This is a genomic window from Nostoc sp. (genome assembly GCF_036919895.1).
GTDB lineage: Bacteria > Cyanobacteriota > Cyanobacteriia > Cyanobacteriales > Nostocaceae > Nostoc.
Genome location: NZ_JBALBW010000082.1, coordinates 1 through 24,601, shown reverse-complemented (window position 1 = coordinate 24,601; position 24,601 = coordinate 1). Strand labels below are relative to the sequence as shown.

Genomic DNA, 24,601 nt, shown 5'->3' with positions numbered 1-24,601 from the left:
AAATCAATTCCAAGAAATTGGTTTAAAATTTGCTTTGGTTTTGCACTGTATATCTTGTTAACTAACAGGGCAAATCCTAATTTGAAATCACTTTTTAACCTGGCATTCTTTCGTTGCTCAAACTACCTTTAATGAAAGATAGGAAATTCATTAGAGTCCTTGGAGAAGAGATTGCATGATAGATAAAATGAGGTGCGATATTTAGAATACTTGATAGCATTTTTTTCTGATGAAAAATATCTCCTATTTTAATATCATAAAAAAATGACAATGATATATTATCATCTACTGCTGTCACATAATGCCACCAGAAAGGTGGTATATAGAGCATTTCTCCAGGTTGAAGTACAACTTCTATTTGTTCTTTCCAAGGAAACTTAGGAAATAATTCTAAATTGAGAAGATCGGGATTTACCTTACTATACTCTGGGATGCCAACACTATCCTCAAGAGGTGGATAGAATGACAAATAATTTGAAGGAGGAAATAAGAGTATTCTTTTTCTACCTCGAATTTGAGCAAAAATATTATGAAATCCGTCGAAGTGAAGGTTGGTAGTTGAAGAAAAGTTTTTACTTGATAAACCTTGCCATAAAAAAACAGATGGCTTCCTATTTAAGTATTCGGGATAAATTATATCTCCAGCAATTTCTGGAAAACGTTCTTCAAAATCTGCTTGAGGTAAATAACATCCTACAATATCACGATCGTTCTTATTATTACCTCTAACTTCTACATAGTTGTTTATATATTCCTGATATTCCATTTCTTCCTCAAGAGCATCATAATCACCACCTTCAAGTGCAAAGTTATTATAATCATTAAAGAATTTTTCTGTATAAAAACGTATACTAACCAGATTATTTCCACAGTGCTTTATCAGATAATCATTAGACCAATTTTTAGACGCACTCCAATGTTTAGCAACATCTTTAATTACAAAAGGTTGATATTGTTTCCACATATCTAAAAACTCTTTTGTACTAGGATTGTTTAACTTTAAAATTGATTCACTAGCTTGAACTTTCATAGACACCCTAATATTCTACTTTCTTTTACTGGGATTTTTTTGCTATTTTATGGCTATTGCCATAGTAAATATTAACTTTTAATTCACTTACAAACTGATTATGAGAGTAGTCACCGTTGGATTTTTTACTACTAAATGAAACTATCTTGTCAGACGATACCTTTAAATAAATTTATAGTATGCATTAAAGATTCTCCAGAAGAGATTGCATGATAAAGATAATGAGGTGCGATATTTAAAACACTTGAAAATATTCTTTTTTGCTTAAAAAAATCTTTAATTTTGACATCGTACCAAAATGATAACGATATATTCTCATCAACTGCTGTGACATGATGCCACCAGAAAGGTGGTATATAAAGCATTTCTCCTGGTTCAAGTACAACTTCTATTCTTTCTTGCCAAGGAAACTTTGGAAATAATTCCAAATTGACCATATCTGGATTTACCTTACTATTATGTCCCATACCAGAACTATCTTCAAGAGGTGGATAGAATGATAAATAATTTGAAGGAGGAAATAAAAGGATTCTTTTTTTACCCCGAATTTGAACAAAAAGATTATGTATTCTGTCAAAATGAAGCGGACTAGCTGAAGTAAAGTTATTACTTGAAAATCCATGCCATAAACTAACGAATGGCTTACTATTTAAATATTCTGGATAAGTTACATCTCCAATAATTTCAGAAAAAGAATCTTCAAAGCTTGCTTCAGGTAAATAACATCCTAAATCATCATTTTTTCTATCTTTTATATAGTCATTTATATATTCTTTATATGTCATTTCTTTGACCAAGCTATAACCATCTTGATAAGCAAATTTTTTGTAATCCTCCAAAAAATCTTTTTTAAAAAAACGTACAGTAACCATACTGTTTCCACAGTGTTCTATCAGATAATCATTTGACCAATTATTACAAGCATCCCAATTTTTAGCAATATCTTCAATTATAAAAGGCTGATATTGTTTCCATCTATCTAAAAATTCTCTTGTACTAGGATTGTTTAACCTTAAAATTGATTGACTGGTTTTAATATTCATAGATACTCCAGACCTACTTTCAGGAATGCTAACTTTTATTCATTTATGAATGGATTGTGAGCATACTTTTACGTTCAACTAGATTGGCTATAGAGTTGATTGTTCGGAAATTTTCAAACTCCAAGTCTTCATTCTCAATGGTAATCTTAAACTCTTGCTCTACAAACAGAACAAGTTGCATGGCAAACATAGAATTGACAAAACCCAAAGCAAATATATCTTCATCTGGCTGTAAGTCATGATTACCGAAAATTTTGGAAAGAAAAGTTTTGATTTTAGCTTGAATTTCGCTCATGAGTCTTGATATTCCCTAATTATTGATACACGTAAAATCCTTGACCGCTTTTTCTACCATATAATCCTGCATCCACCATTTTTTTGAGTAAGGGGGATGGTCTGTACTTGCTATCGTTAAAGTTTTCGTGCAAGACTTCGATAGAAAATAAAATGGTATCTAGACCAATCAAATCTGCTGTTTCTAAAGGCCCCATTTTATGACCAAAACAGCTTTTAAAAATTTTGTCTATATCTTCTGCTGTAGCAACTTGGTCTTGCAGCAGAAAAACAGCTTCGTTAATAGTTAACATCAACACGCGATTAGAAACAAAACCTGGTGAATCATTAACAATGATGCATTCTTTATCCATCTGAGTCAGCATTTGCTTTGCTGTCTCAATTGTTGTTTCAGAGGTATGATATCCACGAATCATCTCTACCATCGGCTTCATAGGTACAGGATTCATAAAGTGAATCCCAACAACTTTATCGGCACGTTTGGTAACTGAACCTATTCGAGTAATGGGAATTGCTGATGTGTTAGCAGCGAATACACAATCTGCTGGACAGATAGAATCTAGAAGAGGATACACTTCTCTTTTAATATCCCATTTTTCGGTGGTATTTTCTACAACAAAATCTACATTTTCTAAAAATTTATAGTTTGTTGAAAAATCTATTTTCTCAATGATACTATCTGGAGACTCTTGGCGATGCCTTTGGCTGGCTTCGCCTACGCTTTTATAGCTTTTTTTGAAAAAACCCTGAAAGCGGATATTGTTCTTGATTTCGTGTCTAGCTTTATCTAGGACATTTTCTGAAATATCTACCAGAATAACTTGATGACCAGTTTGAGCAAGGTTTTGTGCAACCCCTATTCCCATAACTCCTGCACCAACAACACCTACTGTTTGAATATTCATAACTTCAACTCATCTCCACTTGGATATTCTTGTATTTCAGGTAGTTTTTCGGTTAAAAGATACACGCAGGTAAAGGAATAGGATGACGATGTTTCTGTGCATAAAATTCCGACCAATCTATTTGCACTCCTGCTAGCCAAAGCCTACCCAATGTTTTAAGTAAGAATGCTAAGTCTGGTTTCCTATCGTAGGAATATCTCAGAGAGGGCAAAATAATCTGGCTGACTGCGGGATTATTTTCTATACATTGCAGCGCAAAGCTACCTAGAGTTTGTCCAGGGCCTACTTCTAACAGAATTGGATACTCTTTTTTCCACAATTCTTGTATACCTGGAGCAAATAAAACGGGTTGACACAAATGCTTAACCCAATAATCGGGATTTGTGGCTTCTGCTGCTGTTATCCAAGTTCCTGTAACGTTACTGATGTAAGGAATTTTTGGTGCTTGGAGGTTAAATGTTGTTACCAACTCATGTAAGTCAGAGGTAGCACCCTCCATGAGATGGGAGTGAAAAGCATGAGAAGTTTCCAGACGGCGGCAAGCTAAACCTTTTTGAGTCAACTGTTGTTCTAAAACTTCTATAGCTTTGGTTTCACCTGCGATTACGCCCATAGATGGCCCATTCACCGCAGAGAGCGAGAGTTGGTCATTGAGTAGGGGGAATATCTCTGTTTGCGAAAGTGGAACTGCAAGCATTGCTCCCCTTGGCAACTTTTGAATCATCTGCGCTCTGGCGGCAATCAGGGTTAAACCTTCGTCTAAAGATAAAACCTCTGCTAAAGTCGCTGCTACATATTCACCAATGCTATAGCCAATCATTGCCGATGGACGAATTCCCCAAGATATCAATAGCTGTGCTAAGGCATATTCAATAACAAAAATAGCTGGTTGAGCGAGGTGAGTTTGATTGAGTAAAGATGTTGCAGCTACTATCTTTGCATCGCCTGGTGTCTGGTTGCGACCTAACATTTTTCGCAAATCCAAACCAGGAGAATTCTCTTGAGGTGACTGCTGGTATTGTTGGGTTCTATGGGGATAGATTACATCTCGCAAATCTTGGCCAAGAAGAGGTTTAAGAAATTCACAACAATAATCAATTTGCTTTTGAAATAGGGGTTCAACTTGATAAAGTTCCCAACCCATGTTGACGTAATTAGTACCAAGTCCAGGAAACATAAAGGCTACAGGACGTTTTTTTGTTTCTGGGATGTTCGTAAGTACCCGTTTGGGATCTTCAAGGGCAATGAGAGCATCTTCTATATCCCGACAAACAACCATCCGCCGATGTTTAAAAGCTTGTTGTTCGCATTGCAATGTATGAGCAACATCGGCAATATTTAAGTCACAATGCTCTCTCAAATAATCTGCAAGGTTGACAGTTGCAGTTTTTAGTGATGAGTCAGTCTGAGCGGAAAGTACTAATAACTGCCAAGGACGAGAAGGGCTATTAAGCATTTTTGAAAACTCCAAACTTTTCACTTAATCTCAGTGAGAATTATTGCGTGATTTCCTCATTAGTAATTGTTTTTTCATATTGTTCGCTTCTTTTTGCTTCTGGGTGCGTTGGTGCAGCCTCTCAAAAGGAGAATCGCGGAGATTTTCAAAAGCTAATTTATCCTCTTTTGCTTTACTTAAATATTGCGCTAAAGAGTAAATAGTTGGGTTTTGAAACATGGTAACAACTGATATATCTCGCTGCAAAATTGCCCGCAGTTTATGATTGATTTGAAGCATCAGTAGTGAATGTCCGCCCAAATCAAAAAAGTTATCATGAATGCCTACTTTATCAACATGTAATACTTCTTGCCAAAGCTTTGCTATCTGCTGTTCCATTTCCGATTGAGGGACTTCATAAGCAGTTGTCAATGTTGGACGTAAGGCTTCTGGTACAGGCAAAGCACGACGGTCTATTTTTCCGTTAGGTAAGATTGGTAAGGTGTCTAGAAAGATAAAAACACCAGGAACCATATATTCAGGTAATAGTTCTTTGAGATAGGTTCGTAGTTCATTAATTTTGGGTATTTTGTCTAGCGAAGGAACAATATAAGCCACCAATTGCTGTTCGTCTAGTTTCTCTTCTCGCGCCAAAACTACAATTGTCTGCACGGCTGGGTGTTGGAGCAATGCATTCTCAATTTCACCTAACTCAATCCGAAATCCTCTAATCTTGACTTGACGATCGATTCGACCTAAATATTCTAAATTTCCATCTGCTAAATAACGAGCTAAATCTCCAGTTTTATATAGTTTCGAGTCAATATCATTGCTAAATTGGTTAGGTATAAACCGTTCTTTTGTTAACTCTGGTCGGTTCAAATAGCCTCTAGCTAAACCTGCACCACCAATATAAATCTCTCCTGGTACACCAATTGGTACTGGTTGTAACTTAGTATCCAAAAGATAAATTTGTGTATTGGCAATGGGACGGCCAATGGTTACGCTATTATCTCCTTTATTTATTTGAGTAAATGTGGAATAAGTCGTATCTTCAGAGGGGCCGTAAAGATTCAAAACTTTCTGAATATGATGATTTTGATAAATCTGCTGCACCAATCGATTTTGTAATGGTTCACCAGCCAGATTAACTGTCCTAACTGAAGTTGGTAAACCATCTATTTGTAGTAATTCTGCAATGATGCTTGGGACTGTATTAACTAAGCTAACCTTAGCAGCTATAGAGGGTAAATGGAGAGCATTTTCTACTAGAATTACTTTACCACCCCAACTTAGAGGAACAAACAATTCAAATACTGACAAATCAAAGCAAATAGAGGTTGATGCTAAAACTCCAGTTAGGTCTTCATCAGTAAAAACCTGTCTTGCCCATGTTAATAAAGCAACACAACTTTGATGCGCGATCGCAACCCCTTTTGGTACACCTGTAGAACCAGAAGTATAGATGACATAAGCTAAGTGATGGGGTTTGATTTCACTAAACAGATTTTCTCTACTCTGTTGGCTAATTACTTCTGAGTCTCTATCGATACAGACGACATTCACGTTCGGGTTATCAAACAACTCCATTAGATGGCTTTGAGTCAGCAGTACCTTAGCCTGACTGTCTTCTAACATGAAAGCCAAGCGTTCTTGGGGATAGGCTGGATCTAGCGGCACATAAGCCCCACCTGCTTTTAAGATCGCCAACAATGCAATCAGCATTTCTGGGCTGCGCTTGATGCAGACACCTACAATTACTTCTGGCTTTACTCCTAGTTCTTGTAAGTAATGTGCTAGCTGATTGACTCGGTTATTTAACTCCTGATAGGTTAATTGCTGATTTTCAAAGATAAGCGCGATCGCATTTGGTGTTTTCTCTACCTGTGCTTCAAATAGTTGATGAATACACTCATCTTGAGAATAGTCTGTCTTGGTATCATTCCACTCAATCAATAATTGTTGTACTTCTGGTGCGGTTAGTAGTTGCAAGTTTGCTACGGGTTGTTGGCAATCGCTAACTATACTTTCCAGTAAACTCTGGAAGTGTCCCAACATCCGGGTGATGGTATCTGCGTTAAATAAATCCGTGTTGTACTCGCAAGTTGCAACTAACCCTTGCTCGGAATCTTCCATGTACAATGTCAAATCAAACTTAGATGTCCCGTTGTAACCCTCCTCACAAGTAATAGTGACATCTGACAGTGTGGGATTTGATATTGGCACATTCTGGAGAACGAACATCACCTGAAATAGGGGATTGTAACTCAAGTCTCTATTTGGCTGTAGTTCTTCTACTAATTTCTCAAAAGGTAAGTCTTGATGAACGTAAGCCTCTAAAGCTGTTGACTTCACCCGTTGTAGCAACTCCTGAAAACTCAGATCGCCAGAAAGGTCTGTACGCAGCACTAAAACATTGACAAAAAATCCTATTAATGATTGGGTTTCTGCTCTATTCCGATTGGCGATTGGCGAACCGACTAAAATATCAGTCTGACCTGTGTAACGATGCAGCAAGGTTTTAAAGGCTGCAAGCAAGGTCATAAAGAGAGTTACTCCTTGCTGACGGCTGAAATTTTTTAGTTCTTTTGTCAGAGTTTGATGAAGAACTAATTTCGTTTGAGCGCCTTTGAAGGTTTGAACTGGCGATCGCGCCCGGTCTGTTGGTAAATTTAATACAGTCAGTTCACCACTTAACTTTTGTTTCCAATAGGTCAGTTTTGGCTGAATGCGATCGCGTAGCGTGCGCGTAGCGCTCTCGCTGTGTTCAAGCGATTTTCGTTGCCAATTAACAAAATCTCTATACTGAATGGGTAATTCAGCTAGTGGGGAGACTTTACCTTTGGAAAATGCTTCATATAGGGCAGCTAGTTCTTTAATCAGAATGCTGATAGACCAACCATCTGCAATTATATGATGCAGAGTGACTAATAATTGATAATTTTTATCATTTATTTTTAAAATTTTAGCCCGTAAAAGCGATTGAGCCGATAAGTCAAAAGGCTGCTGTGCTAATTCTATGGCCAAACGTTGTGCTGCTTGGGTGCGATCGCGTAGCGTGTCCAAAAGACTCTCGCTATCAGAAAAGCAACCCAAATCCTCAACCACCAAAGTTAAAGGTACAGTTTGATTGATAACTTGGACGGATTCTCCATCAACCACTACAAAGCTTGTCCGTAATACTTCATGTCGTCTAATAATTTCGTTCAGACTATCTTGTAAGGCTGTTAAGTTAATGCAACCTTTGAAGCTAATAACTATCGGAATGTTATATGTAGGCGCATCAGGATTTAGCTGATTGATAAACCATAATCCCTGCTGGGCAAAAGATAGAGGCTGAATGGATGTATTTTTCTCTTCTTGGATAAAGGATATTGACGGTAGTGCATCTGTTGTCAGTTGAGCAAGAATCTTAGTGACAAGCTTAATCGGACTCATCCCTTCAAAGAAATCTACAACAGATACTTCTACTTCTAAATCAACCTCAATCCGATTTTTCAACTCAAATACTTTTAACGAATCAAGTCCCAGAGTGCTTAATGGTTCTTCAATATTGATATCCTCTGGTGCAATGGAAAGTACTGCCGCCAAGAGTTCAATCAGATATGCTTCTAAAAGCGGCTGACACTCTTTTGGGGAAAGCGCCAAAAGTTCAGAACGTTGTAGTCGAGTTTCCTTTCTGGCAATATCACTAATTTTGAGAATATTGCTGAAAACTACATTCAGTTCGCCATTCTGAAACTGAGTGCGAGTTGCACTTCGTTGAATCTTGCCACTGGAAGTTTTAGGGATACTACCTGGTTTAATTAAAACTACTGCATAAACTTGTACTTCATGCTCTTCAGTAACAGCTTGCCGAATTGCACTAACAACTTCTGCTAAATTTGGCTTGGCACGAAACTCTAATTCTTGTACAACTACCAGCTTTTCTTCTTGGTTAATCTCTACTACAAATGCAGCACCAGCACCAGAACGTAAGGATGGATGACTGCCTTCTGTGGTTGATTCTATATCTTGTGGGTAAAGATTGCGACCGCGAATGATAATTAAATCTTTAGCTCTACCTGTAATAAAAAGCTCACCATTGTTGAAAAAGCCTAAATCTCCCGTTCGTAGAAAAGGCCCTAAACCTGTATCAGCTAGATAAGCACGGAAGGTTTCTGCTGTTTCTTGATAACGATTCCAATAACCTTGTCCTACACTCGGCCCAGATACCCAGATTTCCCCGATTTCGCTAGGCTTACAACTACTCAATGTTTCAGGATTGGCAATTACTACCTCTTGTTCTGGGATGATACGCCCACAACTGACAAAATGGTATACATCCTCATCTCGATCGGATGATTCAACGACTAGATTTGATTCTAATGCAGATTTCTGGACTGTTTTGATAATTGGTGATGTTGCCTTGTCAACACCTGATACCATCAGAGTCGTTTCAGCCATTCCATAACAAGGGTAAAATGCCTCTTTACGAAAGCCACACTCGGCAAAAGCTTCTGCAAATCGCTCTAAAGTATCATGACGAATCGGTTCTGCACCGTTAAAAGCAACACTCCAACTACTCAAGTCAAGAGTTCGTTTTTGTTCAGGAGTAATTTTTTGAGTGCATAATTCATAAGCAAAGTTCGGCCCACCACTAGTTGTACCTTTATATTGAGAGATAGTCTGCAACCAACGATAAGGACGTTGAAGAAAAGAAGTCGGAGGCATTAAGATGCAAGGAAAACCTCCATACAAAGGTTGCAATATCCCACCAATTAGACCCATATCGTGGTACATCGGCAACCACGTCACGAACTTACTCTCTGCTGAATGCTCCATGAATTGGTAAGTTGTATCAGCATTGTGTAGTAGGTTTCGATGACTAATCATTACACCCTTGGGTGTGCCGGTAGAACCAGAGGTGTATTGCAAGAAAGCTAAAGTATCCCCATCAATGGAGGGTTCTTTCCAAGTATCTTCTATTCCAACAGCAAGATTATCGGTAGTCAACCACTGTAAAGATTCTAGTCCAGTCTTCTCTGTCATCAAAGACCGTACTGTAGACAGAATTTCTGTTGTTGTCAGAGCGATCGCTGCTTGTGCATCTGTCGCAATAGCCCTTATTCTGGGTGTATTGCGCTCATTTCTAGGAGGATAGGCAGTTACAGCGACAACTCCCGCATACAAGCAACCGAAAAAAGCAATTAAAAAATCTAGTCCTGCGGGATAAAGCAATAAGGCTCGTTCCCCAGTCAAACCCAATGCTTGTAATTGAGCAGCTATTCTACGCGCTAATCTATCTAATTCTTGATAGGTTAGCGTTTGTTGTTCTGCTTCCCCATCTAGCAACAAGGTGAAAGCATCTCGATTTGGCTGGGTAGAGCTTCTGAAGTTCAAGAGTTCAACAACTGTAGAGCAGTTGCGAGAAGCCTCTAGGAAGCTATGAGAAAAATTATTCATAATAGCTCAGATGCAACCCTGATAAACTTCCGATCTTTTTTCTCATTGCGATCGCAGAAAATATTGATTTTAGTTGGATAAATATCTACGTTATTGCGACTAACTTTTATTTACCTTTGATTACACTATCGAGAATAAGTGGCTTTAGCAATAGAGCAAATATAGACATTTAGTATCAAATACCCTCAATACATAAGTTTTAATTATATATACTACTTTAGATAGATGACAAAATGAGAAGACATCTAAATTTTCATCTAGAGTATAGATTTATAAGCTCTACTTAGGACTCCATCAATTATTTATTTCGTCTTATTTAGCGCAATTTAGTTATTAAAGAAGCTATTTTGGCGCTTTTAATAGTTGTTACACAAGTAGTTTTAGCGACTAGTACAATCTATTGATTATGTATCAAGCAAACATCTGGTTCAAGAATAATTATTGCTTGATATTTCACCCTAAATGAAAAAAGTTATTAATTAGCTTGTATCTTGCATCGCTTCATAATATGATTCAACTAAATTTAGACTTAAATGACAATCTTTCTAAAAAGCGTCATTGTGTCTTCAGGTACGCCAAAGTAGTGTGATTGAGTGTAAGCGGATAAATGAAGTTAGATAAGTTGTTTCAAAGCTTGCTGTTAACAGGTGCAGTTGCTGTTGTTATTCACGCTCCTGCTACAGCCAAAGAAGTGCAAGAAGACAAATCTTCAGATGAAAATGTTGCAGTTACAGATCGGGAAGTTGCGAAGTCTGCTTTGGGTGTAGCCACCGCCAAATCTCCGATATTAGCTCCCAGTAACACTAAACCACGACTCAAAGAGTCTCAAATTGCAAATTCACTGCAAAGAGTGAAATCGAATGAAGTAAATAAAAACATTCTCCAACTAAGCGAAATTGAACTTCCCGCTACCAGCGCTCAAATGCTGGTACAAACACCAACCAATCCCTCCAATCCAGAACAAAGAGGTGGGGATCGAGTCGTACCAATCACAGGTGTTAAGGCAAATTCCACAGCCAAAGGTGTGGAAGTGATTTTAGAAACAATTCAAGGGACTCGGCTGCAAGTCACAAATCGCAGTACAGGGAATAATTTTATTGCAGATGTATCTGGCGGGCAATTGCGTTTACCATCGGGAGATACTTATACATTTCGTTCGGATAAACCGAGTCCGGGAATCATTGAGATCACAGTTACTAATCTTGATGCAAATACTGTGCGGGTGACAGTGTTAGGTGAGAAGGCTTTGCCCACAGTTGAGTTATTTGATGATAATGCAGGGCTAGTTTTTGGTATAAATTCTGCGGCAACAGCGATGCAGCCACCGCAGCAACCAGTGACACCACAAGAGCAACCAGCAGCACAGCCAGATGAGCCGATTGAGTTAGTGGTGACAGCTGAGCAAGATGGATATCGGGTGCAGGATGCTACGACTGCAACAAGAACCGACACACCTTTGCGCGATATTCCCCAATCAATTCAGGTAGTACCAAAGCAAGTGCTAGAAGATCGCAAGGTGAGAACTGTGATTCAGGCAGTGGAAACAGTCAGTGGCGTTTCCAGTGCAGGCACTCTATTTAACGCACCTGGAGGCAGCTATGTTATCAGAGGATTTGAACAGGCAGGAAATTTCCGAAATGGCTATCGAGATGTTAATAGCTATGCCATAACAGGAATTGAAACAATCGAGCAAGTGGAAGTTTTGAAAGGGCCTGCCTCAGTTCTGTTTGGAGCAGTAGAACCTGGTGGAATCATCAACGTTATCACCAAACAACCCCTCAGTGAACCTTATTACAAATTGGGATTTGAGGCAGGAAACCGGGGATTTTATCAGCCCAGTTTGGATTTCTCAGGCCCATTGAATGACGATAAAACTCTGCTCTATCGCTTAAACGCCAGTTATCAAAGTTCTAATGGGTTTCAAGATTTTGTCACCTCAAATTTAACCACGATCGCACCCTCAATCACTTGGAAATTGGGAGATAGGACAGACTTAAATCTGTATTATGAATATACTAATTTCAATGGTATTCCTGAGAGTTTTGCTACTGTTTTCAGCGATAATACCTTCAAACTGCCTCGAAGTCGCTATTTAGCTTATCCTCTTGATGGTCAAGATTATACTTCTCAAAAATATGGCTATACCTTGAGCCACAAGTTTAGCGATAACTGGCAGATCCGTAATAATTTTTCTATATCTGCTTTTAATGCTAATGAAGAGTATAGTGTCGGCACAAGTCTAACGGATGACCGCTTCTTAGGCTTTTATGCTGCAAGACGTAACTACTTGACGGACAACTATTTCGGACAGATCGATGTGCTTGGTAAGTTCAATACAGGCTCAATTGCACACCAACTTTTGTTCGGCTTTGATGGCAACCGCTATGTGCAAGATTTTAATGCTATTCGCCTGAGTGTACCTACTCTAGATGTCTTCAACCCAAACTACAATATCCCAGAGCCACAAATTACTACTGGAGGTTTTAGTTCTTTTCAGACTGTTCAATCTTATGGAGTCTACATTCAAGATCAGATTAGCTTTCAAGATAACCTGAAGCTATTAATTGGTGGGCGCTTTGATTGGATTTCTCAAAAGAGTGGCATAGATCAACCAGAACAGAATGATACTGGGTTCAGCCCCCGAATCGGGTTGGTATATCAGCCTAATAAAATTATTTCTCTCTATACCAGTTACACTCAATCTTTTAACCCTACTGAGGGATTTAACGCTGATAATAGAGCATTCAAGCCGACCAAAGGAACCCAATATGAAGTAGGTATTAAAGGTGACTTTCTAGAAGGCAAACTTTCGACAACGTTGGCAGCTTATCAAATCACCAAGACGAATGTGACAACAGACGATCCCAATAGTGATGACCCAAATTTGTCCATTCAGGTGGGTGAGCAAAGGAGTCGAGGGATTGAGTTAGATGTGATAGGTGAGATTTTACCAGGCTGGAAAGTGAGTGCTTCCTATGCTTATACCAATGCAGAAATTAGTGAGGATAACACTTTTCCGGTAGGCAATAGATTGCAGAATGTACCAGAGAATCAAGCCAGTTTGTGGACAACCTATGAACTCCAGAATGGCGATTTGAAGGGTTTGGGATTTGGTCTAGGGCTATTTTATGTGGGTGAGCGGGCGGGAGATTTAGATAACTCGTTTGATCTACCCGATTACTTGCGTACCGATGCTGCAATTTACTATCGTAGAGATGGTTGGAAGGCTGGTATTAATATCCGTAATCTATTTGATACAGAATATTACAGTTCCAGTCAGGGATTAAGAACATTTGTGAGAACAGGTGAGCCTTTTACAATCGTCGGCTCTATCAGCTGGGAGCTTTAACTCTCTCTGCTGTAGATAATTGAATGAGCGACTTATCTAAACGCAATACCAGTCTTGTAGACAACCTAGCAAATATTAGTTAAAGGAAAATATTCCTCGCAATGAGAAAGAGAGCCTTGAGTACAATTATGCTATTGTTACTTATTGTTAAAGCTGTTTGCTTTTTGACTTTTGCTAAGTTTGTTTGGGTTGTCAAGACTGTTTTTTCTAGCTTGGGTATCTTGTGGCAACCCCGACAGATTTCGAGTAATTACAAATTTTTACCATTCGTTCTGACAATAGTTTTAGTTTTAGCGATCGCAGCCTGTAACCACAACACACCGCAGCAAGAAAAAAGCCAAATACAAACTGACAAGTCAACGCTTGCACGAACGCCCATAGAAACAAAAACGGTTAGCGATGCTTTAGGTAAAGTTGAAATTCCAGTTCAACCGCAGCGAGTTGTTGTGTTAGAAGAAAATGTGGTTCTCGATTCTGTACTGGCGCTGGGTATAAAACCAGTTGGTGTCATGTATTGTCGGGATTGTGAGGAAAATTTTCGAGGTATACCCAACGAGCTACTTGCTGACGTTCCAATTGTGGGCAGTATTGGGAGCCAACCTTCCCTAGAGAAAATTCTTACTTTAAAACCCGATTTAATTCTGGCGTTAACATGGCTCAAGAATTCTTATAAACTCCTTTCCAACATTGCACCTACAGTAATGATCGATTTTCCCGAAATGTATGACTTTAAAGAAAGACTAAGATATGTAGCCCAGGTGTTGGGAAAGAGCAATCGCGCAGAAGAACTTCTGAATCATTACCAAAATCGCATCCAAAAATTGCGGCAGCAACTAGGAAAACAATTAGAAACAAAAACAATATCTGTAATTTATCTTGCAGGTTCGGCAGATGTTTTCTATAGCTACAGAGCAGACTTTCTAGGTTATGGTCAAATTATTACCGACGCTGGTTTACGATTAATTCAAGAAAATCAAAAAGAGCGTCAATTAACTTTAAGCATTGAAGTTTTACCCGAATACGATGCTGATTATTTATTTATTATGACCGATTTCTTAACCAAAGATTTTAAACAAGCAAATCCTGAATTTTTATCTTTCTTGCAAAAGCCTATTTGGTCAAAACTCAAGGCTGTTCAGAATAAACAGGTATACAATGTAAATTGGAATGTTGGAGGGCCTATTGGAGCTAATAAAATAATTGACGACTTATTCAAATATTTAGTAAAAAACACCTTAGAGGCAAAATAAATCCACACAAATATTTTATTATAGCTTTAGCGCTAAAGCCCAATTATGAACCATTGACAATTATTTGGGAGGGTAGGTAAGAGGCAATCAGGATAATGCATTGCCTCGCCTTTTTTTGCTCAAAAATGATAATTTATATCCAGTTTGAGCAACGCTCTCACTTTTATTTTATCCCCGATTGCACGCGCCACAAATTAGCATAAATCCCGTTCTTATCTAACAATTCTTCATGGGTTCCCGACTCAACTAATTCGCCATATTCCATTACATAAATGCAGTCAGCATTACGGATAGTAGAAAGACGATGAGCTATAGCTATGGTTGTTCGGTTAACAGTAATCTTTTCTAAAGAACGCTGAATTGCCGCTTCGGTTTCATTATCCACTGCTGATGTAGCTTCATCTAAGACCAATATAGGTGGATTTTTTACCACAGCCCTAGCGATCGCAATTCTTTGGCGTTGTCCACCAGATAATTTTTGACCTCGTTCTCCAACTATCGTCTCATATTTTTGAGGGAGTCGCATAATAAAATCATGGGCTTCAGCAATTTTGGCAGCTTTAATTATTTGTTCATCGTTAGCATCAAAAGTACCGTAGGCAATATTCTCAGCAATCGTACCATGAAATAAGAATACATCCTGACTTACCAAGCCGATACTGCGGCGCAAATCATGTAAATTTAAATCTTGGATATCAATCCCATCAATAGTAATCTTTCCAGAAGAGATGTCATAAAAGCGCAATAGTAATTTAACTAAAGTACTTTTACCGGAACCAGTAGAGCCAACAATAGCAATAGTTTGGCTCTGGGGAATATGTAAGGATAGTTTCTTAATTACTGGTTCTCTCTCTTGATAAGCAAAAGTTACTTCTTTAAAATCAATTTCACCACGTAATTGAGAAACATTTAAAGAAATATCCCCCCTAATAATATTGATGGGAGTATCCAGCAAATTCATTACCCGATTGACAGAAGCCATTGACCTTTGATATTTGTCAAATATTTCTCCTAATGATACCAATGGCCACAATAACCTCTGGACTAAAACTAGTAAAACACTGTAATTACCAATCGATATAATCCCAGCAGATGTTGCCATACCTCCCCAAAATAGTAAGCCTGTGAACCCAATTAAAACTAGCATTCTAATTATGGGAATAAATGCCGCCGAAAGTTTGATTGCCTTGATGTTACTTTTTCTATATGCTTCGCTTTCCTCGGCTAATCTAGCACTTTCATAAGCTTCAGCAGTAAAACTCTTAATTGTGTTAATTCCACTGAGATTATTTGCTAGTCGTGAGTTCAGAAAACCTACCTTATCACGGACATCAGCATAACGAACTTCTAGGCGCTTTTGATAGATTAAAGAACCCCAAACAATAAAGGGCATTGGTAATATTACTGCTAGGGTAATGGAGGGAGGCAAAACCCAGAAAGCACCAATAGTTAAAATTATCAGCGAGGTGCTAATTTGAATGATGTCATTGGCTCCGAAATTTAAAAAATCTTCTAACTGGTTGATGTCATCATTCAGAATTGACATCAAGTTCCCTGTGCTGCTTTCTTCAAAATAAGCTGAATCTAATTCTTGTACATGATTGTAAGTATCTAAGCGTAAATGATGCTGAATATTTTGAGCTAAATTACGCCACAGCCGATCGTAAGCATACTGAGAAAGTGATTCAAATACCCAAATAATAACAGTGATCAATGAAAGCAACAAAAATTGCGAAAATATATCTTTAACTCCCCATTTTGCAATTAGGGAATCATCCTTCTTGACGAGAATATCTACCGCAGTACCAATTAACCACGGTGGTGCTAAATCTAATATGGTATTAATGATTGAAAATGATATTGCTTGCCAAACTTGTGGGCGATAGCGTCTTCCATAGTTAAGCACGCGTTGTAAAGGATGGGCTGAATTACTAGCCTTATTAGGTGCTATAGGAGATTTTGATGTGATTGTCACGACTGTTTATAGCTTTGTAGTTGGGTAATTGATGAGAGCGATATAGGATTACTCTTTGATTTTTGAACGAAATTAGGTATTGTAGTAACGCACTATTATCAAGAGTTTGATGCGTTACGCTGTCGCTAACACATCCTACGGATATTTTTAGAAATCAAACCGGATTCCTATATCTTTAGTACAATATGAGCGAAGCTGGATTACACCGTTTAGTATTACCAGAAATTGCATCATGAATTTAAGTAAATTGGTTTATTGTTTGCTTTTCCCTTGCGCCCTATAGGTAAACACATTGGTGTCCCTACAATAGGATCAAGAATAATCTGACACTCTAACTTAAAAACTTCTTGAACCATTTCTTGAGTCATGACTAACTTTGGTTCCCCAGCAGCAAAAATTCGACCATCTTTGACTGCAACTAAGTAATCAGCATAACGACATGCCTGATTTAAATCATGTAGTACCATTACCATTGTTCGTCCCTGAGTTTGGTTCAACTCATACAATAAATCCAAAATCTCTATCTGGTGCGCCAAATCTAAAAAAGTAGTCGGTTCATCTAAAAGTAAAATATCTGTATCTTGCGCCAACGCCATTGCAATCCAAGCTCGTTGTCGTTGTCCACCAGATAAAGTATCTAATGCTCTATCTGCTAATTTCAACAAATCTGTAATTTCTAATGCCTGCTGTACAATTTTTTCATCTTTTGCTGACCACTGCTGCAACCAATTTTGATAAGGGTAACGTCCTTGTGCTACCAAATCTCGCACTGTCAAACCTTCTGGTGCAATTGGCCCTTGGGGCAAAATACCTAACTGCTGTGCTACTTCTTTGGTGGAAAGATTAAAAATTGACGTTCCATCAAGATATACCGTACCGCCACTGGGTTTGAGCAATCTAGCTAAACCTCGTAACAATGTTGATTTACCACAACCATTAGCACCAACTAAACCAGTAATTTGTCCGGTGGGAATTGCTAAATTAAGGTCACGGATAATAGTAGCCCCATCGTAAGCTAAAGATAGACTTTTGGTTGACAGCCCTTTCATAAGTGAAACCATTTTAGATTTTAGATTTTGGATTTATGAAAACCTGATTTTGGGGTTGAGAAAATATCCTCGATTCCAGTCTCTAGTCCCTTATTTTTTACGGTTACGAATTAATAAATAAAGAAAATAAGGAGCGCCAATTGCAGCAGTTACCACACCACAAGGAAGCTCAATAGGTGTAAATAGCGTTCTTCCTAGTAAGTCTGCCATGACAACAATCACTCCTCCCAAGAGGGCGGAAGTAGGAATCAAGGCTTCATGGGTTGCACCTACTAACTGTCGTCCTAAATGGGGTGCGATTAAACCAATAAAACCAATATTTCCGGCGGTGGCGACTCCTGAACCAGCTAAGGCTACACCTACCACTATGAGTAAACCACGTTGCCATTCCACCTGACTACCTAGACTTTTGGCGACATCATCTCCCAAGTTCAAAGCGTTCAAATGCCTTGCTAGTGCCAAAGCCATTGGCACAAAAACAATTAACCAAGGTAATAAAGAAAAAACTTGCTCCCAGGTACGGCCGTAAACGCTTCCAGCCAACCAAACTAAAGCATTACTAACATCATTAATTTCTCCATAGGTAATTATCAAGCTGGTTATGGCACTTGCGATCGCAGATAAGCCAATACCCATCAAAATTAATAGAATCGGAGAACTACCTTGATTCCACGCCAGGGAGTAAATTAAAGCCGCCATCAGCAAAGCACCACCAAAGGCTGATATAGGTAAAATATAAATTGGCGCTGATGGTATAAGCACAATTACGATAATTGCTGCCAAACTCGCCCCAGCATTGATGCCGATAATACCTGGGTCTGCCAAGGGATTGCGTGTCAGTCCTTGAAAGATAGTACCAGAAATTGCCAGCGCCGCTCCTACCATAAAGGCTACAAGGGTGCGGGGTAGACGCAAATCTTCAATCACGAATACATGGTCTGGGTTTCCCGTATCTATACCCAATACAGTTTTCACTATATCTAAAGGTGAGATTGGGTATTCACCCTGCCCTACATTCATCACCATCGCCACTACAATCGCTACTGCCAAACATAACAGTATGACTGGTACACGTCGGTCAATTCGGAAAGATATCGCCGGCGAACGAATGACTAGCCAATCAACCTTCATTTTTTCACCTTAGATTTAGCCAGATAGACAAAAAAAGGAGCGCCAATTATTGCTGTCATTACACCTACAGGTATCTCCTGTGGCTTGAGCAATACACGGGCAGCAATATCTGCGACCAAGAGCAAAATAGCCCCCAAAACTGCACAATAAGGTAATATCCATCGATAATCAGCTTTAATGTAAAATCTCACTATATGGGGAACAACTAAACCAATAAAGCCGATTGGCCCTGCCAGGGCGACGGAACTTCCTGCTAGTAATACTACGGAGATAGCAGTTAATATTTTGATCCAAGCTGTCTGTTGACCCAAGCCTTTGGCGACATCTTCACCTAAACTCATAGTGGTAATTTGTCTGCCAAGGGCAAAAGCTATGATTAATCCTATGCCGACGAAAGGCAGTACTTGTAAGAATAAATTAAAATCTCGACCAGATAATGAACCAGCTAACCAAAATCTAACTTGCTCAAGTGTTTGTTGACTAAGAATCAGGACAGCCGTAGTGAGCGAAGAAATCAGAGCAGTTAAGGCCGCTCCTGCTACCGTCAGATTCAGTGGGGTGGCTCCTCCACGTCCTAGAGAACCAAGGGTGTAAACTAATACTGCTGTTACTCCCGCACCCAAAAAGGCGACAAGGGCGTAAATACTTAAGGATGAACTGCCAAAAACGAAAGTTGCGACAACAACAAAGAGGGCGGCTCCTGACTCAATACCTAAAATACCTGGATCTGCTAAGGGGTTTCGCGTCAAACCCTGCATTAATGCTCCCGCTACAGCAAGGGCTGAACCTACAAGGATAGCAATTAGCGATCGCGGTAATCTCACAGTCTGAATAACTAAGTGATCGTAAGAACCATCAAAGGCTATAAAAGATGTCAAAATCTTACCCAGAGGTATTTCTGCTGCACCTAGCATCACACTGTACACCAAGCAAATTAGCAGCATAGACACTCCCAAAACCAGACCAAATAAGGGTGATATTTGTGGCTTTTTCAATCCTCTAGGTGATACTGTAGTCGCTTTTATCATGATCCTGCCGTCACTTGAAAATATTACGCTCTACTGGTCGGTTGTTTTTTCAAAGCTTTTTAAGCATGGCAAATTGATAATCTTTCTTGATAAATATATAGATTACATGATCCTGGAGACTTTTCCCAAGTTTTTAAAATGAATCAAGGATACTGTTTCAGCTTTGATATTCTTTCTCAATAAAGTGGTATTGTCAAAGGGGAATGGGGACTAGGGATTAGGGACTGGGGATTGGGGATTGGGGACTGGGTGGAGATGAGGGGGATGAGGGAGAATAAATAATTACTGACTACTAACAATTCCCAATGCCCAATTCCCAATTCCCAGCATTACATCTGGACATGGTGGTGTTTATGAGGATTGATATTTTATTTAGGGTTTACAAAAGAAAATCAATACGTCGTGTTTTACCCTTAATACTTAGTTTGATACTGGTTTTGTTTGTCGGCAGCCGGACTATAGCTGTACCAACAAAATCCACAGAGATATTATGGGATACTTATGGTGTGCCGCATATATACGGGAAAGATGACCAGAGTGCATTTCATGCCTTTGGCTGGGCACAAATGCAAAGTCATGGAAATTTACTTTTGCGTCTCTATGGTCAAGCACGCGGACGCGCGGCTGAATATTGGGGAGAGGAATACTTAGATTCAGATCGTTGGGTACAGACTGCGGGAGTACCAGAACGCGCTCGTTCTTGGTATCAAGCCCAGAGTCCAAGTTTTCGTAGTTATCTGGATGCTTTTGCTAAGGGGATCAATGCTTATGCTTCCCAAAATCCTAACTTGATTGATGATGAAGTTGAGGTGGTGCTACCGGTCAAGGCAGAAGATGTCATGGCTCACTTACATCGGGTACTCAATTTCACTTTTGTGGTCAATCCTGGAGAAGCATTAGACCTGAGCAAAAAAAAGTTGCAAGTGGGATCTAATGGTTGGGCGATCGCACCAAGTCATTCTGCAAGTGGGAATGCTATGTTGTTAGCAAACCCCCACCTACCTTGGTCAGATTTATTTTTGTGGTACGAAGCCCAAATCACCGCCCCAGGTATTGATGCTTATGGGGCGACACTTGTAGGTATTCCCGTATTAGCGATCGCCTTTAACAACAACTTAGGTTGGACTCACACCGTTAACACCTACGATGGTTGGGATGTTTATGAACTCACATCGGCAGGTAATGGATACCGCTTTGATGACAAAGTTCGTAGCTTCCAGACAAAAACTCTTTCCTTAAAGGTGAAGCAGAAAGATGGCTCTTTACAAGAACAACCATTAGTAGTGAAAAGTTCTGTTCACGGGCCTGTGTTAACCGAGAAAAATGGTAAAGCCGTAGCACTGAGAGTTGCAGGTCTAGATCGGCCAGGTGTACTCCAAGAGTGGTGGGATATGGCCCGAGCAAAAAACCTTAACCAGTTTCAAACAATACTCAAACGCTTGCAACTGCCGATGTTTACGGTGATGTATGCAGATAGAGAAGGGCATATTATGCACCTATTCAACGGTCAAGTTCCAGTGCGCTCCTTTGGTGATTTTAAATACTGGCAAGGTCTAATCTCAGGGAATACATCTAAAACTTTGTGGACAAAAATACATCCTTACCAAGATTTACCGCGCATAGTTGACCCTAAGAGTGGCTGGTTACAAAATACCAACGATCCACCTTGGACAACGACCTTTCCAGCCGCGATTAAAGCAGATAATTACCCGCCTTACATGGCTCCTCGTTTCATGGATTTCCGCTCCCAACGTTCTGTAAGGATGTTGGCTGAGGATGACAAAATTTCTTTTGACAAAATGGTTGCAGACAAACACTCTACCCGGATGGAGCTAGCCGATCGGATTTTGGATGATTTAATTCCGGCTGCACGCAAGTATGGTCAGGAAAAAGCAGCTAATGTCTTAGAAAGCTGGGATCGACAAGCTAATGCAGATAGTCGGGGAGCAGTACTATTTGCTTTTTGGGTTCAACAGATGGACTGGGATAAGACGTTTAGTAAACCCTGGAGTGAAAATTCTCCACGCACCACACCCGATGGTTTAGCCGATCCTGAAAGTGCAGTTAAAACTCTGCAAGCAGTTGCAGCAGAGGTAGAAAAAACTTATGGTGCGCTCGATGTCCCGTGGGGCAAGGTTTTTCGGCTACGGTTGGGTGATGTAGATTTGCCTAGTAATGGTGGGGATGGCAACATGGGAATTTTTCGGACACTCGATTTCGCTCCCGGAGAAAACGGTCAGTTCCAAGCTGTTGGAGGTGATTCTTATGTTGCTGCAATTGAATTTTCTAACCCTGTAAGGGCAATGGCACTCACCAGTTACGGCAATGCAACTCAACCCGGATCGCCCCACATTAGCGACCAGTTACAGATGTTTGCCAACAAAAAGTTACGTCCTGTGTGGCGCGATCGCTCAGATATTCTTGCCCATCTAGAAGTACGTAAAGTATTCTGAGGTCAATCAGCCAGCCTTCAAAGTCTGACGCACTTTTTCAACGACTTGAGAAAGTGCGCCAGTTTCAAAGGGAGAAATAAGATTTGCCGATCGCACTAATTCTCGAAAGGAGGCAGAACCACCGCGATCGCATAATGCAATATACTCCGCCAATGCTTGCGAATAATTTTCTTCTGCTTTCACCCAAAACTGTAAGGCGCAACACCCCGCCAAGGTGTAATCGATGTAATAAAAGGGCGAACAGTAAATGTGTTGTTTTTCTTGCCAGAGTCCACCTTTGTTGAGGTAGTTCAAATCTCCATATTTACGCCAAGGCAGATAACGAGCTTCCATTTGTTGCCACATTTGATGTCGTTCTTGTGGCGTTGCTTCTGGGTTCGCATATACTAAATGCTGAAAATGATCCACTGCCACACCATAAGGCTGAAATAGAATCGACCACGCTAGATGCTGCCTCCGAAATCGCTCGGCTTGATCCCCAAAAAACTTTTCCATTTGCGAATAGGTGAGAAACTCTAAGCTCATGGAGTGAATTTCACACGATTCTAGGGTGGGCCAGAGGTAATCGAAAACTGGCAAATGGCGACTTCGCCACATTTGGAAGGCATGACCGATTTCGTGAACGAACACCTGCACATCGTTTTTTGTGCCATTGAAATTTGCGAACACGTATGGAGCATCATAGTTTGGAAAGCTTGTGCAAAATCCGCCTCCTGCTTTTCCGGGACGGTTTTGCAAATCCAGTAAATGCTGCTCAACCATCATCTTAAAAAAGCTTGCCAGCGATGGATTCATGGCATCAAACATTTCTTGTGCCTGTTCCAGCATCCAGTCACAATCGCCCATCGGAGCCGGACTACCTTCTGTATCAAAGACAGACTCATCCCAAAAATATATGGTGTCTAGATTGAGCCGTTTTGCCTGTTGCTGAATTAGCTCCATCGCTAAGGGAACGACCTCTTGCACGACTTGATCCCGATAGCGTTCGACATCGGTTTGATTGTAATCCACCCTTCGCATCCGGCGATATCCTAGCGCAATGTAATTTTCATCGCCCAACTTTTTTGCCATGCGATCGCGCAGTTTCACCAATCGATCGAACAGTTGATCGAAGCGATCTTGATTCTGCTCAAAAAACTGCCAACGACACTGTTCTGCCTGGTGGCGAATGTCTCGCTCTTTACTTTGCATATAGAATTGCAAGCCCGATAAATTTAGTTGTTCACCCCGAAACTCTAGCTTTGCTGAGGCGATCAGTTTGGTATACTCATTGATGAGTTTGGATTCTTCAACTAAATCTGCTGCGATCGCACTTTCAAAAGTTGTGATGTCTGCTTCCCAGAGCAAAAAGGCTTGCCGTCCCAAGCTTTGTTCTAACTCGGCGCGATCGGGGCTGTGAATTAGGTACAGTTTTATATCTACTTCAAGGGCAGTTAGAGATGGTGAAAGTTCGCTGCAATAGTCTAAGGCAATTTTGTACTCTGGATTTTGCGTGTCTTGGTGAAAGTGCAGTTGCGTGAGTTCCTTCCACGTACTGAGTCTGCATCGTAAAGCATCCCACTGTTGAAAGGCAGCCTTTCGTTGCTGTGAGGTTTGAGCCTGGTTAAACTGCGCCTGGATAGCTTGGTATTCGGCAGTTACGCCCAAAAGCGTTGGAGTTTCTGCTGTGATGTCGGCAAAATCTACTGGAGCTTGCATCAATCATTTCCCTCAGCGATCAAATATTTAGCGATCGGGCGAGTTCTAAAAAGTTTTCATTTTAGGAAATCGCCAACTTTCATTCTTCCAAAAAGCTATTAAGATATTAACAGTAAAATTTGTTATAATCCTACCATGAAACTGGTATGAATTCCTATTCACTACAATTATTCTTTTTAGTTTGATAAAACCAAAATTATTTCAATTCAATCAGACAATCATCTATAACGAGAAAAATTAGCGATCCAGGTAATACTATAAGAATCATATTTGATTTTTGAAATATGCGTAGGGTGCGTTAGTAGCGTAACGCACCATCCCAAGCCTATGGTGCGTTACGACGTTCCGTCTAACACACCCTACAAATACTTATATTTTTTCAAAAATCAAATATGATTCCTATAAACCTGAAATATGCAAAAAATACAGCACTTTGCGTGACTAACTAGTACAGTAGCAGCAGTGAGAAAAATAGTTTTGGAGTTGCTTGCTTGAGCATAAGAGGACTCCTAGTGA

The 24,601-nt window shown here is 39.8% G+C and carries 14 protein-coding genes; 3 read left to right on the top strand and 11 right to left on the bottom strand.

Annotated elements, in window-relative coordinates; translation table 11 throughout:
* Window positions 1-94: 94 nt before the first annotated feature.
* The 6 genes from V7K55_RS16730 to V7K55_RS16705 form a co-directional block, all read right to left on the bottom strand.
* Window positions 95-1,030: a cupin-like domain-containing protein gene (locus V7K55_RS16730; RefSeq protein WP_334833164.1), complete on the bottom strand. Its 936-nt coding sequence runs from the start codon at window positions 1,028-1,030 to the stop codon at window positions 95-97.
* Window positions 1,031-1,179: 149 nt separating this feature from the next.
* Window positions 1,180-2,073, bottom strand: coding sequence for a cupin-like domain-containing protein (locus V7K55_RS16725; protein WP_334833162.1), 894 nt, complete (start codon window positions 2,071-2,073; stop codon window positions 1,180-1,182).
* Between the two features lie 43 nt (window positions 2,074-2,116).
* Window positions 2,117-2,368 carry an acyl carrier protein gene (locus V7K55_RS16720; RefSeq protein WP_334833160.1) on the bottom strand — a complete coding sequence of 84 codons (252 nt, stop codon included), beginning with the start codon at window positions 2,366-2,368 and terminating at the stop codon, window positions 2,117-2,119.
* Window positions 2,369-2,387: 19 nt separating this feature from the next.
* Window positions 2,388-3,272, bottom strand: a complete 885-nt coding sequence (locus V7K55_RS16715; RefSeq protein ID WP_334833158.1) for a 3-hydroxyacyl-CoA dehydrogenase family protein — start codon at window positions 3,270-3,272, stop codon at window positions 2,388-2,390.
* Between the two features lie 52 nt (window positions 3,273-3,324).
* Window positions 3,325-4,728 carry an acyltransferase domain-containing protein gene (locus tag V7K55_RS16710; protein WP_334833156.1) on the bottom strand — a complete coding sequence of 468 codons (1,404 nt, stop codon included), beginning with the start codon at window positions 4,726-4,728 and terminating at the stop codon, window positions 3,325-3,327.
* Window positions 4,729-4,758: 30 nt separating this feature from the next.
* Window positions 4,759-10,152, bottom strand: a complete 5,394-nt coding sequence (locus tag V7K55_RS16705) for an amino acid adenylation domain-containing protein (RefSeq protein ID WP_334833154.1) — start codon at window positions 10,150-10,152, stop codon at window positions 4,759-4,761.
* A 607-nt stretch (window positions 10,153-10,759) separates the two neighbouring features.
* Between V7K55_RS16705 and V7K55_RS16700 the strand changes: the two genes are divergently transcribed.
* Complete coding sequence (locus V7K55_RS16700) at window positions 10,760-13,501, top strand: TonB-dependent siderophore receptor (RefSeq protein WP_334833152.1); 2,742 nt, start codon at window positions 10,760-10,762, stop codon at window positions 13,499-13,501.
* Window positions 13,502-13,629: 128 nt separating this feature from the next.
* A complete protein-coding gene (locus V7K55_RS16695; protein ID WP_334833150.1) occupies window positions 13,630-14,751 on the top strand; it encodes an iron-siderophore ABC transporter substrate-binding protein in 1,122 nt (373 codons plus the stop codon).
* 163 nt (window positions 14,752-14,914) lie between these two features.
* On the opposite strand, the gene V7K55_RS16690 is transcribed toward V7K55_RS16695, so the two are convergent.
* From V7K55_RS16690 to V7K55_RS16675, 4 genes are all read right to left on the bottom strand, one after another.
* Window positions 14,915-16,726, bottom strand: a complete 1,812-nt coding sequence (locus tag V7K55_RS16690; RefSeq protein ID WP_334833148.1) for an ABC transporter ATP-binding protein — start codon at window positions 16,724-16,726, stop codon at window positions 14,915-14,917.
* A 230-nt stretch (window positions 16,727-16,956) separates the two neighbouring features.
* The gene (locus V7K55_RS16685; protein ID WP_334833146.1) at window positions 16,957-17,775 is read right to left on the bottom strand and encodes an ABC transporter ATP-binding protein; all 819 of its coding nucleotides are present in this window, start codon (window positions 17,773-17,775) and stop codon (window positions 16,957-16,959) included.
* A 90-nt stretch (window positions 17,776-17,865) separates the two neighbouring features.
* Window positions 17,866-18,906: a FecCD family ABC transporter permease gene (locus V7K55_RS16680; RefSeq protein WP_334833144.1), complete on the bottom strand. Its 1,041-nt coding sequence runs from the start codon at window positions 18,904-18,906 to the stop codon at window positions 17,866-17,868.
* Window positions 18,903-19,934, bottom strand: coding sequence for a FecCD family ABC transporter permease (locus V7K55_RS16675; RefSeq protein WP_334833142.1), 1,032 nt, complete (start codon window positions 19,932-19,934; stop codon window positions 18,903-18,905). The genes V7K55_RS16680 and V7K55_RS16675 overlap by 4 nt, the downstream gene beginning before the upstream one ends.
* 353 nt (window positions 19,935-20,287) lie before the next feature.
* On the opposite strand from V7K55_RS16675, the gene V7K55_RS16670 reads away from it, so the two are divergent.
* Window positions 20,288-22,387 carry an acylase gene (locus V7K55_RS16670; protein WP_334833231.1) on the top strand — a complete coding sequence of 700 codons (2,100 nt, stop codon included), beginning with the start codon at window positions 20,288-20,290 and terminating at the stop codon, window positions 22,385-22,387.
* A 6-nt stretch (window positions 22,388-22,393) separates the two neighbouring features.
* Here the strand turns inward: V7K55_RS16670 and V7K55_RS16665 are convergent, their stop codons facing one another.
* A complete protein-coding gene (locus tag V7K55_RS16665) occupies window positions 22,394-24,085 on the bottom strand; it encodes a M3 family oligoendopeptidase (protein ID WP_334833140.1) in 1,692 nt (563 codons plus the stop codon).
* Between the last annotated feature and the right edge of the window lie 516 nt (window positions 24,086-24,601).